General features: G+C 71.0%; 21 protein-coding genes. 18 read left to right on the top strand and 3 right to left on the bottom strand.

The window, feature by feature from the left end:
- Positions 1 to 9 precede the first annotated feature (9 nt).
- Positions 10 to 1242, bottom strand: a complete 1233-nt coding sequence (locus AC4BGE_RS04800) for a glycoside hydrolase family 16 protein (RefSeq protein WP_490574530.1) — start codon at positions 1240 to 1242, stop codon at positions 10 to 12.
- Positions 1243 to 1386: 144 nt separating this feature from the next.
- Between AC4BGE_RS04800 and AC4BGE_RS04795 the strand changes: the two genes are divergently transcribed.
- A complete protein-coding gene (locus AC4BGE_RS04795; RefSeq protein ID WP_490570349.1) occupies positions 1387 to 2028 on the top strand; it encodes an MBL fold metallo-hydrolase in 642 nt (213 codons plus the stop codon).
- A 14-nt stretch (positions 2029 to 2042) separates the two neighbouring features.
- On the opposite strand, the gene AC4BGE_RS04790 is transcribed toward AC4BGE_RS04795, so the two are convergent.
- Positions 2043 to 3332, bottom strand: a complete 1290-nt coding sequence (locus AC4BGE_RS04790; protein WP_490574529.1) for an isochorismate synthase — start codon at positions 3330 to 3332, stop codon at positions 2043 to 2045.
- Positions 3333 to 3405: 73 nt separating this feature from the next.
- Here AC4BGE_RS04790 and AC4BGE_RS04785 point away from each other — a divergent pair, with 73 nt between their 5' ends.
- The 16 genes from AC4BGE_RS04785 to AC4BGE_RS04710 all read left to right on the top strand — a co-directional run bounded on the left by AC4BGE_RS04785 (position 3406) and on the right by AC4BGE_RS04710 (position 20968).
- On the top strand, positions 3406 to 4095 hold the full coding sequence (locus AC4BGE_RS04785) for a demethylmenaquinone methyltransferase (RefSeq protein ID WP_490570347.1): 690 nt from the start codon (positions 3406 to 3408) through the stop codon (positions 4093 to 4095).
- 217 nt (positions 4096 to 4312) lie between these two features.
- Positions 4313 to 4672 (top strand): NADH-quinone oxidoreductase subunit A, encoded by a 360-nt coding sequence (locus tag AC4BGE_RS04780; RefSeq protein ID WP_489964370.1) that lies wholly within the window; start codon positions 4313 to 4315, stop codon positions 4670 to 4672.
- A 12-nt stretch (positions 4673 to 4684) separates the two neighbouring features.
- Positions 4685 to 5239: a NuoB/complex I 20 kDa subunit family protein gene (locus tag AC4BGE_RS04775; protein ID WP_490570346.1), complete on the top strand. Its 555-nt coding sequence runs from the start codon at positions 4685 to 4687 to the stop codon at positions 5237 to 5239.
- On the top strand, positions 5236 to 6027 hold the full coding sequence (locus AC4BGE_RS04770; protein ID WP_490574528.1) for an NADH-quinone oxidoreductase subunit C: 792 nt from the start codon (positions 5236 to 5238) through the stop codon (positions 6025 to 6027). The genes AC4BGE_RS04775 and AC4BGE_RS04770 overlap by 4 nt, the downstream gene beginning before the upstream one ends.
- On the top strand, positions 6027 to 7373 hold the full coding sequence (locus tag AC4BGE_RS04765) for an NADH-quinone oxidoreductase subunit D (RefSeq protein WP_490570344.1): 1347 nt from the start codon (positions 6027 to 6029) through the stop codon (positions 7371 to 7373). The genes AC4BGE_RS04770 and AC4BGE_RS04765 overlap by 1 nt, the downstream gene beginning before the upstream one ends.
- On the top strand, positions 7370 to 8047 hold the full coding sequence (gene nuoE / locus AC4BGE_RS04760; RefSeq protein ID WP_490570343.1) for an NADH-quinone oxidoreductase subunit NuoE: 678 nt from the start codon (positions 7370 to 7372) through the stop codon (positions 8045 to 8047). Before AC4BGE_RS04765 ends, nuoE begins: the two co-directional genes overlap by 4 nt.
- Positions 8044 to 9363: an NADH-quinone oxidoreductase subunit NuoF gene (nuoF, locus tag AC4BGE_RS04755; RefSeq protein WP_490570342.1), complete on the top strand. Its 1320-nt coding sequence runs from the start codon at positions 8044 to 8046 to the stop codon at positions 9361 to 9363. The genes nuoE and nuoF overlap by 4 nt, the downstream gene beginning before the upstream one ends.
- A complete protein-coding gene (locus tag AC4BGE_RS04750; RefSeq protein ID WP_490570341.1) occupies positions 9360 to 11816 on the top strand; it encodes an NADH-quinone oxidoreductase subunit G in 2457 nt (818 codons plus the stop codon). Before nuoF ends, AC4BGE_RS04750 begins: the two co-directional genes overlap by 4 nt.
- Positions 11817 to 11839: 23 nt before the next feature.
- A complete protein-coding gene (nuoH, locus tag AC4BGE_RS04745; RefSeq protein WP_490575069.1) occupies positions 11840 to 13198 on the top strand; it encodes an NADH-quinone oxidoreductase subunit NuoH in 1359 nt (452 codons plus the stop codon).
- Complete coding sequence (gene nuoI / locus AC4BGE_RS04740) at positions 13198 to 13785, top strand: NADH-quinone oxidoreductase subunit NuoI (RefSeq protein WP_490570340.1); 588 nt, start codon at positions 13198 to 13200, stop codon at positions 13783 to 13785. The genes nuoH and nuoI overlap by 1 nt, the downstream gene beginning before the upstream one ends.
- Positions 13782 to 14597, top strand: coding sequence for an NADH-quinone oxidoreductase subunit J (locus AC4BGE_RS04735; RefSeq protein WP_490574527.1), 816 nt, complete (start codon positions 13782 to 13784; stop codon positions 14595 to 14597). Before nuoI ends, AC4BGE_RS04735 begins: the two co-directional genes overlap by 4 nt.
- Positions 14594 to 14893 carry an NADH-quinone oxidoreductase subunit NuoK gene (gene nuoK / locus AC4BGE_RS04730; RefSeq protein WP_490570338.1) on the top strand — a complete coding sequence of 100 codons (300 nt, stop codon included), beginning with the start codon at positions 14594 to 14596 and terminating at the stop codon, positions 14891 to 14893. Before AC4BGE_RS04735 ends, nuoK begins: the two co-directional genes overlap by 4 nt.
- Before the next feature lie 13 nt (positions 14894 to 14906).
- Positions 14907 to 16850, top strand: coding sequence for an NADH-quinone oxidoreductase subunit L (nuoL, locus tag AC4BGE_RS04725; RefSeq protein ID WP_490570337.1), 1944 nt, complete (start codon positions 14907 to 14909; stop codon positions 16848 to 16850).
- Entirely contained in the window at positions 16847 to 18364 is a 1518-nt protein-coding gene (locus AC4BGE_RS04720) for an NADH-quinone oxidoreductase subunit M (protein WP_490570336.1), read from the top strand. Before nuoL ends, AC4BGE_RS04720 begins: the two co-directional genes overlap by 4 nt.
- On the top strand, positions 18357 to 19964 hold the full coding sequence (gene nuoN / locus AC4BGE_RS04715; RefSeq protein ID WP_490570335.1) for an NADH-quinone oxidoreductase subunit NuoN: 1608 nt from the start codon (positions 18357 to 18359) through the stop codon (positions 19962 to 19964). Before AC4BGE_RS04720 ends, nuoN begins: the two co-directional genes overlap by 8 nt.
- Before the next feature lie 26 nt (positions 19965 to 19990).
- On the top strand, positions 19991 to 20968 hold the full coding sequence (locus AC4BGE_RS04710) for a polyprenyl synthetase family protein (protein WP_490570651.1): 978 nt from the start codon (positions 19991 to 19993) through the stop codon (positions 20966 to 20968).
- Between the two features lie 35 nt (positions 20969 to 21003).
- Here the strand turns inward: AC4BGE_RS04710 and rarD are convergent, their stop codons facing one another.
- Positions 21004 to 21912, bottom strand: coding sequence for an EamA family transporter RarD (gene rarD / locus AC4BGE_RS04705; RefSeq protein WP_490570334.1), 909 nt, complete (start codon positions 21910 to 21912; stop codon positions 21004 to 21006).
- Positions 21913 to 22026: 114 nt separating this feature from the next.
- Between rarD and AC4BGE_RS04700 the strand changes: the two genes are divergently transcribed.
- Positions 22027 to 22413: a hypothetical protein gene (locus AC4BGE_RS04700; protein ID WP_490570333.1), complete on the top strand. Its 387-nt coding sequence runs from the start codon at positions 22027 to 22029 to the stop codon at positions 22411 to 22413.
- The last annotated feature ends 230 nt before the right edge of the window (positions 22414 to 22643 follow it).

Below are 22643 nucleotides of genomic sequence, written 5' to 3'. Positions count from 1 at the left end.
AGCCCTGGATCAGCTGGTCTCCCAGATCCGGATCCAGTCGACGTACATGTGCTGGGGCAGCTTCTTCTCGTTGCCCAGCTGGTTGAGCTCGTAGTCGGAGCTCAGCAGCGACAGGATCGGGTACTGCGGCTGCCCGGAGACGCCGCGGTTGCTGCGCCAGGTCTCCTGGCCGTCGATCCGGAAGATGTAGTGCTCCGGGGTCCACTCGACGGAGAAGACGTGGTAGGCCTTGAACCAGTCGTCGTTCTTCTTGGCGGTGTACTGCTTGACGTTCTTGAGCCAGTTGCCGGTCTTGACCCGCTGGCCACCCTTGCCCCAGTGGTAGGTGAAGCTGGTCAGGCCCATCGAGTCCTTGGGGCCGGAGCCCTTGCCGAAGTGCTCGATGATGTCGATCTCGGCACCCGAGAGCTTCGGGTCGGTGGAGCCCACGACGTGCTCGGCGGGCTGCATCCAGAAGGAGCTGTGCTGGCCGCGCGCCTTGGGGAACTTCATCCGGGCGGCGGCGACGCCGTACTTGAAGCTGTAGCTGTTCTCGGTGGAGATGTGGCCGTTGAGGCGGTAGTCGAACTTGCCGACGACCTTGCCGCCGCGCTTGGCGGCGCACTTGTCGCTGCGCGCGGGGTCCTTGATCACGCTGAGCCGGACGGTGCCCTTGCCCACGCTCACGGCCTCCGGGCCGCCGCGGGAGCAGAGGCGGTTGCCCTCGGGGTTGTAGTCGGGGATCCGGTGGGTCCAGGCCTCGCTGAGGCTGCTGCCGTCGAACCCGTCGGTGAAGTTGGGGTTGAGCCACGGCGCGGTGCTGTCCGAGTTGGAGGTCGCCTTGCCCAGCTTGACGCGGTACTCCAGCGGCTGGCCGCCGCGGCTCGCGGCCGCGAGGATCTGGGTCTTGCCGCTCTTGTCGGTCTTGCCCTTGCCGGCCTTCTTCCAGGACGAGCCGCTCTTGACCTGGAGGACGACCTTCTTGTTCCGAGCGGCCTTGCCCGGCTTGGCGCTGACCTCGACGACCGCCTTGGCGGAGTCGGGGCTCGAGGGCCGCTTGCCGTACTGCGCGATCTGGGGCAGCACGTTGATGCTCACCTTGGCCTTGCGCTGCTTCTTGCGCGCCAGCAGGTCGACGGTGGCGGTGCTGCTCAGGTCGGTGGCGGCGGGCTTGTCAGCCGCGCTCGCCTGGGTGGAGACGAGGGCCGCGGCGGGCAGCAGCAGGGCTGCGGCACCGGCGGCGATGAGACGACGTCCAGACATGTAGATCCTGTTCGGGCGAGTTGAGTGTGGTCGAGTGCCGCCCCCTTCGGCGACGACGGGGGCCACGGTAACGGGTGGGACTCGGAATCCTGTTCTCCGCACCGCCTCTGGTGCCGCCCCGGGCACCTTCCTAGGCTGCGGGGTGTGCGGATCACGAAGTACGGCCATGCCTGTGTCCGGGTGGAGCACCGCTCCACCGTCCTGGTGCTCGACCCCGGGGCATTCACCGGCGTCGAGGCGGTCGCCGGCGCCGACGTGGTGCTGGTGACCCACGAGCATCCCGACCACCTCCACCTCGACCACCTGCGCGCCTGCACGGCCGAGCTGGTCACGATCGAGGCGGTCGCCGCCCGGATCCGGGAGGAGGCGCCCGACCTCGTCGACCGGCTCCGGGTGGTCGCCCCGGGCGACGTGGCGGACCTGGGGGTCCCGGTCCGGGTGGTGGGGGAGAAGCACGCCGTGATCCACGCCGAGCTGCCGCACGTGGACAACTCCGGCTTCCTGCTCGACCTCGACGGCACCCGGGTCTACCACCCCGGCGACGCGCTCACCGCGCCCGGCGAGCAGGTCGACCTGCTGCTCGCCCCGGCCAGCGCGCCGTGGCTCAAGGTGGGGGAGGCGATCGACTTCGTGCGCGCGGTGGGCGCGCCCCGCAACCTGGCCATCCACGACGCGATCTACTCCGAGGCCGGGCTGGGCGTCGTCGACGCTCACATGGCGCGCCTCAACGGGCCGCGCGGCCTGGCCTGGACCCGGCTGGCCGTCGGGGAGGACCTCGACCTCTGAGCCGCTCGGGCGGGTCAGCCCAGCGAGTCGCGGACCGGCACGAACTTGGCCTGCGCCTCGGCGAGCTCCGCCTCTGGGTCGGAGTCGGCCACGATCCCGCAGCCCGCGAAGAGCCGCACCACGTCGCCCTCCACGCTGGCCGAGCGGAGCCCGATGCCCCACTCCCCGTCCCCGGAGGAGTCGATCCAGCCGACGGGACCGGCGTACCTGCCACGGTCCATCTGCTCGATCTCGGAGATCAGCGCGGTGGCCACCGGGGTCGGCGTCCCGCCGACGGCCGCGGAGGGGTGGAGCGACTCGGCGAGCTGGAGGGAGGAGACGGTCTCGGCGTCGTGGACCACGCCGTTCACGTCGCTGGCCAGGTGCATCACGTTGGGCAGGTGGAGGACGAAGGGCGCCTCGGGCACGTTCATCGACGAGCAGTGCGGCTCGAGGGCGTCGGCGACCGACCGCACGGCGTACTCGTGCTCCTCGAGGTCCTTGGAGCTGCGGGCCAGGGTTGCGGCCAGGGCGAGGTCCCGGTCGTCGTCACCGGTACGGCGGATGGTGCCGGCCAGCACCCGGGAGGTGACCAGGCCGCGCTCGCGGCGCACCAGCATCTCGGGGGTGGCGCCGAAGAAGCCGTCCACGTGGAAGGTCCAGCACATCGGGTACTGCTCGGCCAGCCGGGCCAGCGGCCAGCGCACGTCGACCGGCTCGGCCGAGGTGGCGAGCAGGTCGCGGGCCAGCACCACCTTCTCCAGGTCGCCGCGCTGGATGCGGGCCACCGCGTCGGCGACCACCGTCATCCACTGGTCGCCGTTGAGCGCGCCGTCGGCGAACTGCACGGTGCTCGGGGCCCGCGGGGGCGGTGCCGGGGCGGCGAGCAGGTCGTGCGGGTCGGGGGCGCAGGCGGCGTCGCCGGCGGTGACCGTGGTGCACCAGGTGGTGGCGCCGCGCCGTCCGACGATGACCGAGGGCACCACCAGGACCGAGTCGCCGGGCTCGTCGGCGAAGGCGAAGGAGCCGAACGCGACCAGGCCGCTGCCGGGCTCCTGCACGGCGTCGTGCACCCGGGCGCGGGCGACCTGCTCGGACCACCACTTGTCGGCGTCGTGGAAGCGGGTGGCCCCGCGGGTGCGGACCAGGGCGGCCACGCCCCAGCCCACGAGACCCTCGTCCTTGCGCAGCCAGGTGACGGGCCGGTGGTCGGGGAGCACGGCCAGCAGGTCGTCCACCTCGGAGGGGTCGATCGCCGTGGTCCTGACGACCAGTGGCTCACCGGTGGCAGGTCCTGACGCAGGTGTGGCCGCGCGGTTGTTCACCCCGCGAGACTACCGCCGGGCCGGGTGGCGGCCCCCGGCGACCGGGGTGGCAACCGCTGCGTAGGCTCCACCTGTGGCCCGTGCAGAACTCGACAAGCAGCCCTCGGACGTCCAGCGCATGTTCGACGCCGTCGCGCGTCGCTACGACGTGACCAACGACGTCCTCTCCCTCGGCCAGGACAGGCGGTGGCGCCGCGACGTGCTGGCCGCGGTGGGGCCCCGGCCCGGTGAGCGGGTCCTCGACCTGGCGGCCGGCACCGGGACCTCCAGCGTGCCCTTCGCCGAGGCCGGCGCCAGGGTGGTGCCGTGCGACTTCTCCCTCGGCATGCTCCGCGTCGGCAAGCAGGCCAGGCCGCACCTGCCGTTCACCGCCGGGGACGGCACCCGACTGCCCTTCGCCGACGCCTCCTTCGACGCGGTCACGATCTCCTTCGGCCTGCGCAACATCGTCGACCCCCTCGCCGGCCTGCGCGAGATGCGCCGGGTGACCAGGCCCGGCGGCCGGCTGGTGGTCTGCGAGTTCAGCCACCCCACGTGGGCCCCGCTGCGCACCGTCTACCTGGAGTACCTGATGAAGGCGCTGCCCACGATCGCGCGCGGCGTCTCCTCCAGCCCGGACGCCTACGTCTACCTGGCCGAATCGATCCGCGCCTGGCCCGACCAGGCGGGGCTGGCGGAGCTGATCGGACGGGCCGGCTGGCTCAGCCCCCAGTGGCGCAACCTCAGCGGCGGCATCGTCGCCCTGCACCGCGCCACGGCCTGAGCCGAGCCCGCCGACCCGCGGGGGCATTTATGCAAGGCTCCGCGGTGGAAAATGCCCAGGTCAGTGCGGGAGTCGCCGGGCGGACCCCCGGCGTGACGTAGCGCGCAGGGCGACCTAGACTGGCCCGCGCGGCCATTCGTGAAGACTTTCACAATCGCACGACGGTGACTCGGGTCTCCCTCAGGTGGTCGTTCCAAGGAAGGAGTGCGCAGGGGTAATGGAGCTCTACACGCCGGTTCTGTTCCTGGCCGCCATCGCGGCCGGCTTCGCCGTCCTGTCGATCGGGCTGAGCTCGGTCCTCGGGCCCAAGCGCTACAACCGGGTCAAGGTCGACTCCTACGAGTGCGGCATCGAGCCGACGCCCCAGCCCGTGGGCGGGGGCCGCTTCCCGGTGAAGTACTACACGATCGCGATGACCTTCATCGTCTTCGACGTCGAGATCATGTTCCTCGTGCCGTGGGCGGTCTACTTCGACCAGCTGAGCTGGTTCGGCCTGGCGGCCGTCGCGCTCTTCCTGCTCAACGTGACCATCGTCTACGCCTACGAGTGGCGTCGCGGCGGACTGGACTGGGACTGAGGACCAACTGACATGAGTATCGAGGACAAGCTCCCGAGCGGAGTCATGCTCACCACGGTCGAGGGACTCGCCGGGTGGATGCGCAAGTCGTCGTTCTGGCCGGCCACCTTCGGCCTGGCCTGCTGCGCCATCGAGATGATGACCAGCGGCGGCCCGAAGTACGACCTGGGCCGGTTCGGCATGGAGGTCTTCCGGGCCAGCCCCCGCCAGGCCGACCTGATGATCGTCGCGGGCCGGGTGAGCCAGAAGATGGCCCCGGTGCTGCGCCAGATCTACGACCAGATGCCCGAGCCCAAGTGGGTGCTGGCGATGGGCGTGTGTGCCAGCTCCGGCGGCATGTTCAACAACTACGCGATCGTCCAGGGCGTCGACCACGTGGTGCCGGTCGACATGTACCTGCCCGGCTGCCCGCCCCGTCCCGAGATGCTGATCGACGCGATCCTCAAGCTCCAGGACAAGGTGCAGCACACCAAGATGGGCAAGCACCGCCTCGCCGAGATCGAGGAGCAGGAGAACGCCGCGCTGCGCGCGCTTCCCACCTCCCAGATGCGGGGGCTGCTGCGGTGAGCGGCGACAAGAAGGAGTTCGGCTCCGACGACAACGTGCGGGTCACCCGGGACACCCCGGACACCCGGGCCCGCGAGGACGAGGTCAACGCCCCGGGCGAGGGCGGCGAGCTGCTGCCGTCGGGCGCCACCGAGGAGCGTGCGGTCGGCGTGCGCCACGGCATGTTCGGCACCGCCGGCACCGGCGACACCAGCGGCTTCGGCGGACTGGTCGCCCCGACGGTCTTCCCGGGCGCCACCCAGCGGCCCTTCGGCGGCTGGTTCGACGAGGTGGCCGACGTGCTCGACCAGCGCCTGCGCGAGGGCGGCCTGGAGCACGCGACCGAGCGGGTCGTCGTCCACCGCGGCGAGATCACCTTCCACGTCCGCCGCGAGGACCTCCTCGCGGTGGTGCAGCTGATGCGCGACGAGGAGCGGCTCCGGTTCGAGCTGCTCGCCTCGGTCTCCGGCGTGAACTACCCGGGGGACGCCGGCCGCGAGCTGCACGTCGTCTACCACCTGCTCTCGATGACCCACAACCGCCGGGTGCGGCTGGAGGTCTCGGTGCCCGATGCCGACCCGCACCTGCCCTCGGTCGTCGGGGTCTACCCGACCGCCGACTGGCAGGAGCGCGAGGCCTGGGACATGTTCGGGATCGTCTTCGACGGCCACCCGGCGCTGACCCGCATCCTCATGCCCGACGACTGGCCGGGCCACCCCCAGCGCAAGGACTACCCCCTGGGGGGCATCCCGGTGGAATACAAGGGCGGGTCCGTCCCGCCGCCGGACCAGCGGAGGTCCTACAACTGATGGCAACCACAGACCAGAACGACCTCTACGCGCAGGGCGCGGAGACCAGCCAGGGACGCGTCTTCACCGTCACCGGCCAGGACTGGGACACGATCGCGGAGGGCCTCGGCGACGGGGTCGAGGAGCGGATCGTCGTCAACATGGGGCCGCAGCACCCGTCCACCCACGGCGTGCTCCGGCTGATCCTCGAGCTCGAGGGCGAGACGGTGACCGAGGCCCGCTGCGGCGTCGGCTACCTGCACACCGGCATCGAGAAGAACATGGAGTACCGCTCCTGGGTGCAGGGCGTGACCTTCTGCACCCGGATGGACTACCTCTCCCCGTTCTACAACGAGGCGACCTACTGCTTCGGGGTCGAGCGGCTGCTGGGCATCGAGGACGACATCCCCGAGAAGGCCCAGGTCATGCGGGTCCTGCTGATGGAGCTCAACCGCATCTCCTCGCACCTGGTCGCGGTCGCCACTGGCGGCATGGAGATCGGCGCACTGACGGTGATGACCATCGGCTTCCGCGAGCGCGAGCTCGTGCTCGACCTCTTCGAGACGATCACCGGCCTGCGGATGAACCACGCGTTCATCCGGCCCGGCGGCGTCGCCCAGGACCTCCCCGCGGGTGCGCTGGACGACATCCGGGCGTTCATCGCCCTGATGAAGAAGCGCCTGCCCGAGTACGCCGACTTCTGCAACGCCAACCCCATCTTCCGGGGGCGGCTCGAGGGCGTCGGCGAGCTGGACCTGGCCGGCTGCCTCGCGCTCGGCATCACCGGGCCGCCGCTGCGCGCCACCGGCTACGCCTGGGACCTGCGCAAGACCCAGCCGTACTCCGGCTACGAGGACTACGACTTCGACGTCCAGACCTGGGACACCGCCGACTCCTACGGCCGCTTCCGGGTCCGGCTCAACGAGATGTGGGAGTCCCTGCGGATCGTCGAGCAGTGCGCCGACCGGCTGGCCAAGCTCGACGGCGCCCCGGTGATGGTCGGCGACCGCAAGATCGCCTGGCCCAGCCAGCTGGCGATCGGCAGCGACGGCATGGGCAACAGCCTCGACCACATCCGGCACATCATGGGTGAGTCGATGGAGGCCCTGATCCACCACTTCAAGCTGGTCACCGAGGGCTTCCGGGTCCCGCCGGGCCAGGCCTACGTGCCGGTGGAGAGCCCCCGCGGCGAGCTCGGGGCCCACGTGGTCTCCGACGGCGGCACCCGCCCCTTCCGGGCGCACTTCCGGGACCCGTCGTTCGTCAACCTGCAAGGCACCAGCGTGATGTCCGAGGGCGGCATGGTCTCGGACGTGATCGTGGCGATCGCCTCGATCGACCCCGTGATGGGAGGAGTGGACCGATGACCGAGCCGATCGACGCCAAGACGATCGCCGAGCTGCGCGAGATCGCGGCCCGCTACCCCCAGCCCCGCTCGGGGCTGCTCCCGATGCTCCACCTGGTCCAGTCGGCCCAGGGCCGGATCACCCCCGAGGGCATCGAGGCGTGCGCGGAGGTGCTGGGCATCACCGCCGCCGAGGTCAGCGGCGTGGCGACCTTCTACACGATGTACAAGCGCCGTCCGGTCGGCGACTACCACGTCGGCGTCTGCACCAACACGCTGTGCGCGGTGATGGGCGGCGACCAGATCTTCGAGCGGCTCAAGGACCACCTCGACGTCGGCAACGACGAGACCGCCGAGCGCCGCGAGGGCGACACCGCGACGGTCTCGCTGGAGCACATCGAGTGCAACGCGGCCTGCGACTTCGCACCGGTGATGACGGTCAACTGGGAGTTCATGGACAACCAGACCCCGGAGTCGGCCGTCGACCTGGTCGACGACCTGCGGGCCGGCCGCGAGGTGCACTCCACCCGGGGCCCGAAGATCTGCACCTGGCGCGAGGCAGAGCGCGTGCTGGCCGGCTTCAACGACGGTCTGGCCGACGAGGGCCCGTCGGCCGGGCCGGCGTCCCTGGCGGGCCGCGAGCTCGCCCGGGAGAACGGCTGGACCGCTCCCGAAGTGAAGGCGGACGAGAAGTGAGCGACCCCATCGACACCCTGACCCCGGTCCTGACCTCCAACTGGGGCGACGAGCGCTCCTGGACCCTGGAGGCCTACGAGGGCCAGGGCGGCTACCGCGCGCTCGCCAAGGCGCTGACGATGACCCCCGACGAGATCATCGGCGCGGTCAAGGACTCCGGCCTGCGCGGTCGCGGCGGCGCCGGCTTCCCGACCGGCATGAAGTGGGGCTTCATCCCCCAGGACAACCCGAAGCCGAAGTACCTCGTGGTCAACGCCGACGAGTCGGAGCCGGGCACCTGCAAGGACATCCCGCTGATGATGGCGAGTCCGCACACGCTGATCGAGGGCGTGATCATCAGCGCCTACGCGATCCGGGCCAACCACGCCTTCATCTACGTGCGTGGCGAGGTGCTCCACGTGATCCGCCGCCTCCAGCGCGCCGTGCAGGAGGCCTACCTGGCCGGACACCTCGGCAAGGACGTCCACGGCTCGGGCTACGACCTCGAGCTGGTGGTGCACGCGGGCGCCGGCGCCTACATCTGCGGCGAGGAGACCGCCCTCCTCGACTCGCTGGAGGGCCGCCGCGGCCAGCCCCGGCTGCGGCCGCCGTTCCCGGCGGTGGCCGGGCTCTACGCCAGCCCCACGGTGATCAACAACGTGGAGTCGATCGCCTCGGTGCCCAGCATCGTGGCCAACGGCCCCGAGTGGTTCTCCGCGATGGGCACCGAGCGCTCCAAGGGCTTCGGCATCTTCAGCCTCTCGGGCCACGTGACCCGCCCGGGGCAGTACGAGGCCCCGCTGGGCATCACCCTGCGCCGGCTGATCGAGATGGCCGGCGGCATGCGCCACGGCCACGCGCTGAAGTTCTGGACCCCCGGCGGCTCCTCCACGCCGCTGCTGACCGACGAGCACCTCGACGTCCCGCTCGACTTCGAGGGGGTCGGCGGCGCCGGCTCCATGCTCGGCACCCGCGCACTGCAGATCTTCGACGAGACCGTCTGCGTGGTCCGGGCCACCCTGCGGTGGCTGGAGTTCTACAAGCACGAGTCGTGCGGCAAGTGCACGCCGTGCCGCGAGGGCACCTGGTGGCTGGTGCAGGTCCTGGCCCGCCTCGAGAAGGGGCAGGGCACCGAGGCCGACCTCGACCAGCTCCTGGACCAGTGCGACAACATCCTGGGCCGCTCGTTCTGCGCGCTGGCCGACGGTGCCGTCAGCCCGGTCCAGTCCTCGATCCAGTACTTCCGGGACGAGTACGTCGCCCACCTCACCCACGGCGGCTGCCCGTTCGACCCCCATGCCTCCACCGTCTTCGCACCCGCAGGAGCGCACGCATGACCCAGGTCTCCACCGAGCTGGTCAACCTCACCATCGACGGCGTCGCCGTCAGCGTCCCGCCCGGCACCCTGGTGATCCGCGCCGCGGAGCAGATCGGCGTGCAGATCCCGAGGTTCTGCGACCACCCGCTGCTCGCCCCGGCCGGCGCCTGCCGCCAGTGCCTGGTCGAGGTGGCGATGCCCGGGCCCGACGGCTCGATGCGCCAGATGCAGGGCCCTCCCGGCCGGATGAAGCCGCAGGCCTCCTGCACGCTGCCCGTCGCCGAGGGCATGGAGGTGCGCACCCAGCTCACCTCGCCCGAGATCGACAAGGCGCAGCAGGGCGTGATGGAGCAGCTGCTCATCAACCACCCGCTGGACTGCCCCGTCTGCGACAAGGGCGGCGAGTGCCCCCTGCAGAACCAGGCGATGTCCAACGGTCGCGGCGAGTCGCGCTTCTCCGCCCAGGGCGGCGTCAAGCGGACCTTCCCCAAGCCGATCAACATCTCCGCGCAGGTGCTGCTCGACCGTGAGCGCTGCATCCTCTGTGCCCGGTGCACCCGCTTCTCCGCGGAGATCGCCGGCGACCCGTTCATCGCGCTGATCGAGCGCGGGGCCCTCCAGCAGGTGGGCATCTACGAGCGGGAGCCCTTCGAGAGCTACTTCTCCGGCAACACCATCCAGATCTGCCCGGTGGGCGCGCTCACCAGCGCCGACTACCGCTTCCGCTCCCGCCCCTTCGACCTCGTCTCCGCCCCCGGCGTGGCCGAGCACGACGCCTGCGGCGCGGCCATCCGGATCGACCACCGTCGCGGCAAGGTGATGCGCCGCCTCGCCGGCAACGACCCGGAGGTCAACGAGGAGTGGATCACCGACAAGGACCGCTTCGCGTTCCACTACGCCCGCCAGGACGACCGGCTCACCTACCCGCAGGTGCGTGACCGGGTCGAGGACGGCGGCACCGGCGAGCTGCGCCCCGCCTCGTGGCCGGAGGCCTTCGCGGTCGCCGCCCGCGGCCTCGCGGCGGCCGGCGGCTCCGCCGTGCTGACCGGTGGTCGCGTCACCGCCGAGGACGCCTACGCCTACGCCAAGTTCGCGCGGGTGGCGCTCGGCACCCACGACATCGACTTCCGCGCCCGGCCGCACAGCGCCGAGGAGGCCTCCTTCCTGGCCTCCGAGGTGGTGCTGAGCAGCCACGAGGCCCAGGGAGTGACCTACTCCGACCTGGAGAGCGCCTCGGTCGTCGTGCTCGCGGGCCTCGAGCCCGAGGACGAGGCCGGCACCCTCTTCCTCCGCCTCCGCAAGGCGGTCAAGCGGCACGGCACCCGGGTGGTCTCCCTGGCGCCGTACACCTCCCGCGGGCTGGCCAAGCTGGACGGGCGCCTGGTGCGCACCGTCCCGGGCACCGAGCCCGAGGCCCTGCGCGAGCTGGCCTCCGACGGCGAGGTCGCCCTCGACGGCGGCGGCATCATCCTGGTGGGCGAGCGGCTCGCCGCCACCCACGGGGCCCTCACCGCGGCGGTCGAGCTGGCCCGCACCACCGGTGCGCGGCTGGCCTGGGTCCCGCGGCGCGCGGGTGACCGCGGCGCGCTCGAGGCGGGCTGCCTGCCCACCCTGCTCCCGGGCGGTCGCCCGGTGGGTGACGCGGGTGCCCGGGTCGACGTGGCCACCGCCTGGGGCGTGGAGTCCCTCCCGACGGCGCCCGGCCGCGACGGCGACGCCATCGTGGCGGCGCTGCTCTCCGGCGAGCTCGGCGGCCTGGTCGTCGGCGGCGTGGACCCCGACGACACCTCCGACCCGGCGGCCTTCCGCCGGGCGCTGGAGCAGGCTCGCTTCGTGGTGCAGCTGGAGCTGCGCGCCACCGACGTGAGCCGGCACGCCGACGTGGTCTTCCCGGTGGCCCCGGTCACCGACAAGGCCGGCACCTTCGTCACCTGGGACGGCCGGACCCGCTCCTTCGACGCGGTCTTCGCCAACCCCGGCTCGCTGCCCGACCTGAGGGTGCTGTCCGGGATCGCCGAGGAGCTCGGCGCCCCGCTCGGCTTCCGCACGGTCCAGGAGGTGCGCCGCGAGATGGCCGCACTCGGGCCCTGGGACGGCCCGCGCCCGGCGCTCGAGGCCGGCAAGGCGCCCAAGCAGCCCCGGCCCAAGGCCGGCTCCATGGTGCTGGCCAGCTGGAAGCAGATGGTCGACCTCGGCTCGATGCAGGACGGCGAGGGGCACTACCGCGCCACCGGCCGCCGCGCCGTGGCCCGCATCTCGGCGGCCGACCACGACCGGATCTTCGGGATGATCGAGAACCCCGACGCCCGGGTGGAGGTCACCGGTGACCGGGGCAGCCTCACGCTGCCCGTCGAGGTGGCCGACCTGCCCGAGGGCGTCGTCTGGCTGCCCGCCCGCTCGTGCGGGCGCGGGGTGCTGGCGGACGTCGCCTCGCCCGGGAGCCAGGTCACCGTGAAGGGAGCAGCCGAATGAGTGCCCACCTGAGTGCGCTGAGCATGCTGGCGGACGCCTCGACCCAGGTCGAGGGATCCGGCGGCCTCGACGCCTTCGGCCAGGACCCCTGGTGGCTGGTCCTGGTCAAGGCCGTGCTGATCTTCCTGGTCCTGGTGCTGCTGACCCTGTTCAACATCTGGTTCGAGCGCCGCGTCGTCGGCCGGATGCAGCACCGGATCGGCCCCAACGTCAACGGACCCTTCGGCCTGCTGCAGTCGCTGGCCGACGGCACCAAGCTGATGTTCAAGGAAGACATCTTCCCCAAGGCGGCCGACAAGGTCGTCTACTTCGCCGCGCCCTTCATCGCGGTGATCCCGGCCTTCGTGACGTGGTCGGTGATCCCGTTCGGGCCGGAGGTGAAGGTCCCCTTCAGCGACATCACCACCCCGCTGCAGCTCACCGACATGCCGGTCGCCGTCCTCTTCCTGCTCGGCATCGCCTCGATCGGCATCTACGGCATCGTGCTGGCCGGCTGGTCCTCGGGGTCGACCTACTCGCTGCTCGGCGGCCTGCGCTCGAGCGCGCAGATGATCTCCTACGAGATCGCGATGGGTCTGGCCCTGGTGGCGGTCTTCATCTACGCCGGCACCATGTCGACCTCGGAGATCGTGGCCGCGCAGGCCGGCGGTCACGTGGAGCTCTTCGGCGCCGAGGTCCCGGTGCCCGGATGGTTCGGGCTGATCCTGCTGCCCTCGTTCGTGGTCTATGTGATCGCGATGGTCGGTGAGACCAACCGCGCCCCCTTCGACCTCCCCGAGGCCGAGGGCGAGCTGGTGGGTGGCTTCCACACCGAGTACTCCGCGATGAAGTTCGCGATGTTCTTCCTCGCCGAGTACATCAACATGGCGACCGTCTCGGCGATCGCGACCACCCTCTTCCTGGGCGGCTGGCGCGCGCCGTTCCCGTTCTCGATGTGGGACGGCGCCAACGAGGGCTACTGGCCGGTGCTGTGGTTCTTCGGCAAGATGTTCATCTTCATCTTCATGTTCATCTGGCTGCGCGGCTCGCTGCCCCGCCTGCGCTACGACCAGTTCATGGCGTTCGGCTGGAAGGTGCTCATCCCGATCTCGCTGGCCTGGATCATCGCGGTCGCCGCGATCCGGCTGGCGGCCGGGCCCGACGGCATCGACCGCAACTACCTGCTGATCGGCTTCGCCGTGGCGGTGGTGCTGCTCTCGGCGGCGCTGCTGATCCCCGGTGGCGGCGACGACGCCGAGGAGGCGCCGGAGACCGACGAGCAGGACGCCTTCGCCGGCGGCTTCCCCGTCCCGCCGATGCCCGCGGGGGGTGCCGTGCGTGGCGCCGCCGCCCCGCTGACCTTCCCGACCCGCACGACCGACCACGCTGGTGAGGAGAGCTGATGACCACCCCGAAGCCCCGTGCTGAGAGGGCAGAGTCCGAGAAGGGGTCCAAGACCCTCAAGGAGCAGCTCTGGGACCCCGTCGCGGGATTCGGCGTCACCTTCCGGACGATGTTCCGCAAGGTGGTCACCGAGCAGTACCCGTTCGACAAGCAGCCGACCGCGCCGCGCTTCCACGGCCGGCACCAGCTCAACCGCTGGCCCGACGGCCTGGAGAAGTGCATCGGCTGCGAGCTGTGCGCCTGGGCCTGCCCGGCCGACGCGATCTACGTCGAGGGCGCGTCCAACTCCGACGCCGAGGGCGGGGAGCGCTTCAGCCCCGGTGAGCGCTACGGCCGGGTCTACCAGATCAACTACCTGCGCTGCATCCTCTGCGGCCTGTGCATCGAGGCCTGCCCCACCCGGGCGCTCACGATGACCAACGAGTACGAGCTGGCCGACACCACCCGCGAGTCGCTGATCTACGAGAAGAGCGACCTGCTGGCCCCGCTGCTGCCCGGCATGGAGCAGCCACCGCACCCGATGCTCCTCGGCGACGACGAGGGCGACTACTACCGCGGCAGCTTCAAGAAGGAGGGAGACCAGTGACCGCCTTCTGGATCCTCGCCCCGGTGATGGTGCTGGCCGCGCTGGGTGTGCTCTTCGTGCGCAAGGCCGTGCACGCGGCCCTGCTGCTCGCCGTGGTGATGATGAGCCTCTCGGTGCTCTACCTGGTGCTCGAGGCGCCCTTCCTGTTCGCCGTGCAGATCATCGTCTACACCGGCGCGATCCTGATGCTCTTCCTCTTCGTGGTGATGCTGGTCGGCGTCGACGCGAGCGACTCGGTGGTGGAGACCATCCGCGGGCAGCGGCTGGCCGCCACCCTGTTCGGCCTGGTGCTGGGCGCCGTCATGGTGCTCGCCGTGGCCCAGCTCTCGCTCGGTGCCGCCACCGGGATGGGCGCGGCGAACGCCGACGGCAACGTCGAGGGGATCGCCTCGCTCCTGTTCAGCCGCTACGTGTTCGCCTTCGAGGCGATCGCGGCGCTGCTGATCACCGCCGCGCTGGGCGCCATGGTGCTGGCCCACCGCGAGCGGCTGACCCCCAAGCAGGGGCAGGCCGACATGGCCGCGCAGCGGATGCGCGACTACGCCGAGTCCGGCAAGCACCCGGGCCCGCTGCCGGCCCCGGGCGTCTACGCCCGCCACAACGCGGTGGACACCCCCGCCCTGCTGCCCGACGGCTCGATCTCGGAGATCTCCGTCTCCCGGGTGATGCAGGCCCGGGGCGTGGTCCGCTCCGGTCCGGCGCTGGCCGAAGACATCGATCCCATCGCGCGCCAGCTCGGCGTCCCTGACAAGGCGCCGGAGACCGGCGGCAAGGACTCGGGCGTCGCGAACACCGAGGAGGACCAGGCATGAGCCTCACCCCCTTCATCGTCCTCTCGGCGATCCTCTTCACCATCGGTGCGGTGGGCGTGCTGGTCCGGCGCAACGCGCTGGTCGTCTTCATGTGCGTCGAGCTGATGCTCAACGCCTGCAACCTGGCACTGGTGACCTTCGCCAAGCAGCACGGCAACCTCGACGGCCAGATCGCCGCCTTCTTCGTGATGGTGGTGGCCGCGGCCGAGGTCGTGGTCGGGCTCGCCATCATCATGACCATCTTCCGGACTCGTCGCTCGGCCTCGGTCGACGACGCGAGCCTGCTGAAGTACTGACGAGGTCGCTGACATGTCAATCTCCCTTGCTGACGCACACATCCCGGTCGTCGACCCCGGCCCCGCCGATGGTGTGCTGTCCCTCCTCTGGCTGATCATCGCCCTGCCGCTGGCCGGCGCGGTGGTGCTGCTCCTCGGCGGTGCCCTGGCGCGCGGCGCCATGGACCGCTGGGGCCACTGGCTCGGCACCGCCACCGTGGGCGGCTCCTTCGTGCTGAGCCTGCTGGCGTTCCTCGCCCTGCTCGGCCGCGACGAGGCCGACCGCCAGGTCGGCCAGGAGCTCTACACCTGGTTCGAGTCCGGTGGGCTCAAGGTCGGGCTGGACCTCCTCTACGACCCGCTGACCGCGCTCTTCCTGCTGCTGATCACCGGTGTGGGCACCCTGATCCACGTCTACTCCATCGGCTACATGGAGCACGACCCGCGCCGTCGCCGGTTCTTCGGCTACCTCAACCTCTTCGTCGCGGCGATGCTGGTGCTGGTCATGTCGGCCAACTTCCTCGGCATCTTCCTGGGCTGGGAGGGCGTCGGCCTGGCGTCCTACCTGCTGATCGGCTTCTGGCAGCACAAGCCGTCGGCGGCCGCCGCGGCCAAGAAGGCCTTCGTCATCAACCGCGTCGGTGACATCGGGCTCTCGCTCGCCATCGCGCTGATGTTCGCCACCTTCGGGTCCACCGACTTCTCGGTGATCAGCGCGGTCAGCTCCGAGGCGAGCCAGGGCACGCTCAACGCGATCGGCCTCCTGCTGCTGCTCGGGGCCTGCGGCAAGTCCGCCCAGGTGCCGCTGCAGGCGTGGCTGCTCGACGCGATGGAGGGCCCGACCCCGGTCTCGGCCCTCATCCACGCCGCGACCATGGTCACCGCCGGCGTCTACCTGGTGGTCCGCTCCAACTTCATCTTCGAGCTGGCCCCGGCCGCCCAGACCGTCACCGTCATCGTCGCCACCGTCACCATCTTGTGGGGTGCGGTCCTCGGCTGCGCCAAGGACGACATCAAGAAGGCGCTCGCCGGCTCCACGATGAGCCAGATCGGCTACATGATGCTGGCCGCCGGGCTCGGCGTGGTGGGCTACGCCTTCGCGATCTTCCACCTGCTCACCCACGGCTTCTTCAAGGCCAACATGTTCCTCGGGGCCGGCTCGGTGATGCACGGGATGAACGACGACGTCGACATGCGTCACTACGGCGGCCTGCGCTCGTACATGCCGGTCACCTTCCTGACCTTCGCGATGGGCTACCTGGCGATCATCGGCTTCCCGCTCTTCTCCGGCTTCTGGTCCAAGGACAAGATCATCGAGACCGCCATCGCCGAGAACTGGGTGGTCGGCCTCTGCGCCCTGCTGGGCGCCGGCATCACCGGCTTCTACATGACCCGCCTGATGCTGATGACCTTCTTCGGCGAGAAGCGCTGGGAGGACGACGTCCACCCCCACGAGTCGCCCAAGCTGATGACCGTGCCGCTGATCGTGCTCGCGGCGCTCTCGGTCCTGGGCGGCGTGATGCTGCTCGGCGACTGGATCGTCGACTTCCTGGCCCCCGTCACCGGGGTCGCCGCACACCACGAGCCCCCGGTGCCGCCGCTGGTGATCACCCTGATCATCGTCGCCGTGGTCGCCCTCGGGGTGGCCGCCGCCTGGTTCCTGGTCGGCAAGCAGGCGATCCCGCGGGTGGCGCCCACCGACGTCTCCCCGCTCACCCGGGCCGCCCGTGCGGACCTCTACGGCGACCAGATCAACGACGTCGCGGTGGTGGGGCCGGGCGCGGCCCTGGTCCGCGGCCTGACGACGGTCGACCGGGTCGGCGTCGACGGCGCCGTCGAGGGCGGCGCCGCCACGCTCGGCGGGTTGTCCGCGGTCGGTCGCCGCCTCCAGAACGGCTTCGTCCGCTCCTACGCCCTTTCCGTTGTCGGCGGCGTGCTGCTCGTCGTCCTGGCCCTGATGGCGGTGAACCTCGCATGAGCGAACTTCCCTGGTTGACCCTGCTGATCCTCGTCCCGCTCGTCGGGGCGCTGGTGACTGCCTTCCTGCCGAGCCGGCCCGGACAGCCGCTGGCCAAGCAGGTGGGCCTCGGCTTCGCCGCCGCCACGGCGGTCCCCGCGCTCGTGGTCGCCTCCGGGTTCGACCTCGACGGCGGCTTCCAGTTCACCGAGCAGCACGAGTGGATCGGCCTGCTGGGCGCCCACTACGCCCTCGGTGTCGACGGGCTGGGGCTGCTGATGGTGCTGCTCACCGTGGTGCTGGTGCCGCTGGTGATGCTCGCCTCCTGGCGCGACAGCGACGAGGGCTCCACCCGCGCCTTCTTCGCCTGGGTGCTGGCCCTGGAGGGCCTCTCGCTGGCGGTCTTCTCCGCCACCGACGTCTTCCTCTTCTACGTCGTCTTCGAGGCCACCCTGATCCCGGCCTACTTCCTGATCGCCGGCTACGGCCGGGCGGGACGCAGCCGGGCGGCCACCAAGTTCCTCATCTACCAGCTCGCCGGCGGACTGGTGATGCTCGCCTCGGTGATCGGCCTCTACGTCGTCTCCGCCGACGCCGGTGAGCCGTCCTACCTGCTCGGTGACCTCGCCGCGCTCGAGATCGACGAGACCACCCAGCGCTGGCTCTTCGCCGGCTTCTTCATCGCCTTCGCGATCAAGGCGCCGCTGTTCCCGGTGCACACCTGGCTGGCCGACACCACCGAGAAGGCGACCACCGGCACCTCGGTGCTCCTGGTCTGCGTGCTCGACAAGATCGGCACCTTCGGGATGCTCCGGTTCTGCCTCGGGCTGCTGCCGGACGCCTCCCAGTGGGCCACCCCGTTCGTGGTGGTGCTGGCGCTCATCTCGATCGTCTACGGCGCCCTGGTCGCGATCGGCCAGGACGACATCCTGCGCCTGATCGGTCTGACCTCGCTGTCGCACTTCGGCCTCATCGTCCTGGGCATCTTCGTCTTCTCCACCCAGGGCGCCGCGGGCGCGATCCTCTACATGGTCAACCACGGCCTGGCCACCGCCGCGCTCTTCCTGGTGGCCGGCTTCATCATCCGGCGCAGTGGCACCCCGCTGATCAGCCAGATGGGTGGCCTGGAGAAGGTTGCGCCGGTGATGGCCGGTGCGTTCCTGATCGCCGGGCTGGCCGCGCTGGGCCTGCCGGGCCTCTCGCCCTTCGTCTCGGAGATGATGGTGCTCATCGCCGCCTTCGGCTACGCCTGGTGGGCCGGGGCGGTGGCAGTCACCGCGATCGTGCTGGCCGCGATCTACATCCTGTGGACCTACCAGCGCACCATGACCGGGCCGACCCGGCCCGAGCACTCCGGCGTCACCGACCTCGACACCCGAGAGGTCGGCACCCTCGCCCCGCTGCTGCTGGCGCTGGTCCTCCTCGGATTCGTGCCGATGCCGCTGCTCGACGTGATCAACCCCAACGTCGAGGACACCCTGACCCACGTCGGGGTGACCGACGACCCGCCCACAGTGGGAGCCACAAGTGACTGACTTCGTCAAGCCGTCCCTCGACTACCTCCAGCTGACGCCCCTGCTGGTCGTCTTCGGCCTGGCCTGCGTGGGGGTCGTCGCGGAGGCGTTCGTGCCCCGGACCTACCGCTACGTCACCCAGACCTCCCTGGCCCTGGTCGGGCTGGTGGGCGCCCTGGCGTGCGTGGTGCTGATCGCCGTCGACTACTCCGGCGACCAGGCCTTCACCCACGCCGACGGTGCCGCCTACGGCCTGATCGCGGCGATGGGCACGGTGGCCGTCGACGGGCCGACGCTCTTCATCTGGGGCCTGATCCTGGTCCTGGCCATCCTCGGCACCATGCTCTTCGCCGAGCGTCGCCTCGACGGCGGCGTCTCCGCCTTCGCCGGCCAGGCCGCGGCCCTGCCCGGCACCGAGGGCGAGCGCGAGGCCTCCACCCGGGGCCTGGAGCACACCGAGATCTACCCGCTCCTCCTCTTCGCGGTCTCCGGCATGCTGCTCTTCCCGGCCGCCAACGACCTGCTCACGATGTTCGTGGCCCTGGAGATCCTCTCGCTGCCGCTCTACCTGCTCTGCGGGCTGGCGCGCCGTCGCCGGCTGCTGAGCCAGGAGGCGGCGATGAAGTACTTCCTCCTCGGTGCCTTCTCCTCGGCGTTCTTCCTCTACGGCGCGGCCCTGCTCTACGGCTTCGCCGGCTCCATGGAGCTCGCCGCGATCGGCGAGGCCGTCGCCGGGTCGACCGACAACCAGGCGGTGCTGCTGCTCGGCATCGGGCTGCTCGCGGTGGGCCTGCTCTTCAAGGTCGGCGCCGCGCCCTTCCAGGCCTGGACGCCCGACGTCTACCAGGGCGCCCCGACCCCGCTGACCGCCTTCATGGCGGCTGCCACCAAGGTCGCGGCCTTCGGCGCGCTGCTGCGCCTGCTCTACGTCGGCCTCGGCGCCGACCGCTGGTCCTGGGCTCCGATGCTCTGGGTGGTGGCGATCCTGTCGATGGTCGTCGGCACCGTCCTGGCGCTGACCCAGAACGACGTGAAGCGCCTCCTGGCCTACTCCTCGGTCGCCCACACCGGGTTCATCCTCACCGGCGTGCTCGGCCTGCAGGCGTCCACCGACCTGTCGCCGGGGGAGATCACCTCTCTCCAGGCGGTGCTCTTCTACCTCACCACCTACGGGCTGATGACCCTCGGCGCCTTCGCCGTGGTGAGCCTGGTCCGCGACTCCGGTGGCGAGACCACGCACCTGAGCCGGTGGACCGGGCTGGGCAAGGAGGCTCCCTTCGTGGCGGCCGTCTTCGCCTTCTTCCTGCTGGCGATGGCGGGCATCCCGCTGACCTCGGGCTTCATCGGCAAGTGGGCGGTCTTCTCCGTCGCCCTGGCTGCCGGTGCCTGGCCGGTGGTGATCGCCGCGGTGCTGACCAGCGCGGTCGCGGTCTACATCTACGTGCGCGTGATCGTGCTGATGTACTTCCGTGAGCCGGTGGGCGACGGTCCGTCGGTCGTCACCCCGTCGGTGCTGACCGCCTCCGCCATCGCGGTGGGTGCCGCGGCGACCCTCGTGCTGGGCGTCGTGCCGGGCCCCCTGCTCGACCTGGTGGCCAGTGCGGGAGAATTCATCAGGTGACCACTGAAGCCACCCCCGCACTCGCCCTGCCCGTCGTCGACGACGAGCTGGCGGCACGGCTGAGGGAGCGGCTCGCCGAGGTCGAGGTCGCGCTCGCCGGGCACGTGCGCGGCAGCGCCGACTTCGTGACCCAGGCCGCCGGCCACCTGCTCTCCGCGGGGGGCAAGAGGTTCCGGCCGCTCCTGGTCCTGCTGGCGGCCGAGACCGGTCCCCGGCCGTGGGCGCCCGAGGTGCTCACCGCGGCCTGCGTCGTCGAGCTGACCCACCTCGCCTCGCTCTACCACGACGACGTGATGGACGAGGCCGACCTGCGGCGCGGGGCCGACTCGGCCAACGCCCGCTGGGACAACCACGTGGCGATCCTGATCGGCGACTTCCTGTTCTCCCGGTCCTCGGAGCTGACCGCCGACCTGGGCGCGGACGCCGTGCGCATCCAGGCGCAGACCTTCTCCCGGCTGGTCCAGGGGCAGGTGCTGGAGACGGTCAGCGCCGCGCCGGGCGCCGACCCGCTCGACCACTACCTCGAGGTGGTGGCCGGCAAGACCGGCTCGCTGATCGCCACCTCCGCCCGCTACGGCGCGATGTTCGGTGGCGCCTCCGACGAGGTGGTCGCCGCGCTGACGTCCTACGGCGAGCTGGTGGGCTCGGCCTTCCAGCTCTCCGACGACATCCTCGACATCGCCTCGGAGTCCTACGAGTCGGGCAAGACCCCGGGCACCGACCTGCGCGAGGGGGTGCTCACCCTGCCCGTCCTCCTGGCCCTGCGCTCGGAGGACCCCGCCGACGCGCGGCTGCGCGAGCTGCTCGGCCAGGACCTCAGCGACGACGCGCTGCACGCCGAGACCCTCGACCTGCTGCGCCGCAACCCCGCGATGGCCCAGGCCCGTGCCTACGTCGAGAAGCAGGCCGGCGAGGCCAAGGCGCTGCTCTCCGTGCTGCCCGAGGGGCCGGCGCGACAGGCGCTCGAGGCCTTCGCCGACGTGGTCGCCGTCCGCTCGGCCTGAACGGCCGTAGGCGACCTCCCCACGCGCGGGGAGGGTCAGTGGGCCGGTCCCGCGGCGACGGTCCGGGCGAGCTGGCGGCGGTGCGAGATCATCTCCGCGCTCAGCAGCACCAGGGCGAGCCAGACCAGGCCGAAGCCGACCCAGCGGCCGGCCGGCATCTCCTCGCCGAACCACAGCACCCCGAGGGCGAACTGCAGGATCGGCGTGAGGTACTGCAGCAGGCCCAGGCCGACGAGGCTGACCCGGGTCGCGGCGGCCCCGAAGAGCACCAGCGGGACGGCGGTCACGATCCCGCTGGTGACGAAGAGGAGCGCCTGGCCGGCGCCGTGGGACCCGAACTGGGCCGAGCCGCTCAGGGTCAGCCAGCCGACGTACGCCCCGGCGATCGGGGCCAGCAGCACGGTCTCGACGGTGAGCGACTCGATCGCCCCGGCGTCGGCCTTCTTCTTGGCCAGGCCGTAGGTGCCGAAGCTGAAGGCCAGCAGCAGCGCGAGCCACGGGGGCCGCCCGTAGTCGACGGTGAGGACCACGACGGCGAGCGCGGCGACGCCCAGGGCGAGCCACTGCCGGCCCCGTAGCCGCTCGCCGAGGAGGAGGACCCCCAGCAGCACCGTGACCAGCGGGTTGATGAAGTAGCCCAGCGAGGCCTCCACCACGCGCCCGTGGTTGACGCCCCAGATGTAGCCGCCCCAGTTGACGCTGATCACCGCGGCCGCGAAGCCGAGCAGCGCGACGGTACGCCGGTCGGCGACCAGCGCGCGCAGCTGGCGGCCGCGGCCGAGCAGCAGCACCACCAGGACCATGCACACCGCGGACCACAGGACCCGGTGGGCCAGGATCTCCAGCGCCCCCGCCGGCTCGAGGAGCGGCCAGTAGAGGGGGAAGGCGCCCCAGATCACGTAGGCCGCCAGGCCGAACCCCAGACCAGCCCCCGTCCTGCTCACCGGCCCAGCCTAGGCGCCGGGTCCTCGCCGGGTATCGACACCCCCATGAGGGTCCCCGTCCTAGGATGAGCGGACCAACACTCCGTCCACACGCCACACCGGGGGTACACACACATGCGGATCTTCCGCGCACTCATCGCCACCCTGACCGCCACGCTGCTGGGGGCCACTCTGCTCGGCACCGTCCCGGCCCACGCCGACGACCGTCCGGTCCGGACGATCGAGTGGCAGACGACGCAGAAGAACTGGCGGTCCTTCCAGCTCACGGCCACCGTGCAGGACCTGATCGGTGGCAAGGCGGTCATCCAGCGCAAGACCTGCGGCAAGTGCCGGTGGAAGAAGGTCAAGAAGGTCAAGACCAACGATCTCGGCGTCCTGAAGACGCGGATCTACGCCCCGCGGACGAAGGGCAAGTGGCTCTACCGCATCCAGATCAACGCCCAGGACGGCTACGCCCGCTCGCGGAGCACCCGCATCGGCGTCATCCTGAAGAACCGCTGACGCGCCTGCCCTGAACAGCCCGAGAGCCCCACGCCATCGGCGTGGGGCTCTCGTGCTGTTGACGTGCGGAGTCTGCTCAGACCACGGTCCAGGTGTCGCCGCCGCCGATCAGCGAGGCGAGCCGGGCCTTCGGGTCCTCCTGGGCCGAGGAGCCGCCGGCGAGGGTGAGCTGTTCGCGGGCCTGGTCGTCGTAGGTGGGGCGTTCGACGGCGCGGAAGATGCCGATGGGG

The sequence above is a fragment of the Nocardioides sp. Z50_6 genome (genome assembly GCF_058215755.1).
Note: the sequence above shows the minus strand (reverse complement) of the source record. Positions and strands in the feature narration are given on the sequence as shown.

Bases quoted from the DNA above. Each gene is read 5' to 3' on its own strand.
- AC4BGE_RS04800 (WP_490574530.1), bottom strand. From the start codon at position 1,242: ATGTCTGGACGTCGTCTCATCGCCGCCGGTGCCGCAGCCCTGCTGCTG.
- AC4BGE_RS04780 (WP_489964370.1), top strand. From the start codon at position 4,313: ATGGAGCTCTACACGCCGGTTCTGTTCCTGGCCGCCATCGCGGCCGGC.
- AC4BGE_RS04775 (WP_490570346.1), top strand. From the start codon at position 4,685: ATGAGTATCGAGGACAAGCTCCCGAGCGGAGTCATGCTCACCACGGTC.
- AC4BGE_RS04765 (WP_490570344.1), top strand. From the start codon at position 6,027: ATGGCAACCACAGACCAGAACGACCTCTACGCGCAGGGCGCGGAGACC.
- nuoE (WP_490570343.1), top strand. From the start codon at position 7,370: ATGACCGAGCCGATCGACGCCAAGACGATCGCCGAGCTGCGCGAGATC.
- AC4BGE_RS04750 (WP_490570341.1), top strand. From the start codon at position 9,360: ATGACCCAGGTCTCCACCGAGCTGGTCAACCTCACCATCGACGGCGTC.
- nuoH (WP_490575069.1), top strand. From the start codon at position 11,840: ATGCTGGCGGACGCCTCGACCCAGGTCGAGGGATCCGGCGGCCTCGAC.
- nuoI (WP_490570340.1), top strand. From the start codon at position 13,198: ATGACCACCCCGAAGCCCCGTGCTGAGAGGGCAGAGTCCGAGAAGGGG.
- nuoK (WP_490570338.1), top strand. From the start codon at position 14,594: ATGAGCCTCACCCCCTTCATCGTCCTCTCGGCGATCCTCTTCACCATC.
- nuoL (WP_490570337.1), top strand. From the start codon at position 14,907: ATGTCAATCTCCCTTGCTGACGCACACATCCCGGTCGTCGACCCCGGC.
- AC4BGE_RS04720 (WP_490570336.1), top strand. From the start codon at position 16,847: ATGAGCGAACTTCCCTGGTTGACCCTGCTGATCCTCGTCCCGCTCGTC.
- AC4BGE_RS04700 (WP_490570333.1), top strand. From the start codon at position 22,027: ATGCGGATCTTCCGCGCACTCATCGCCACCCTGACCGCCACGCTGCTG.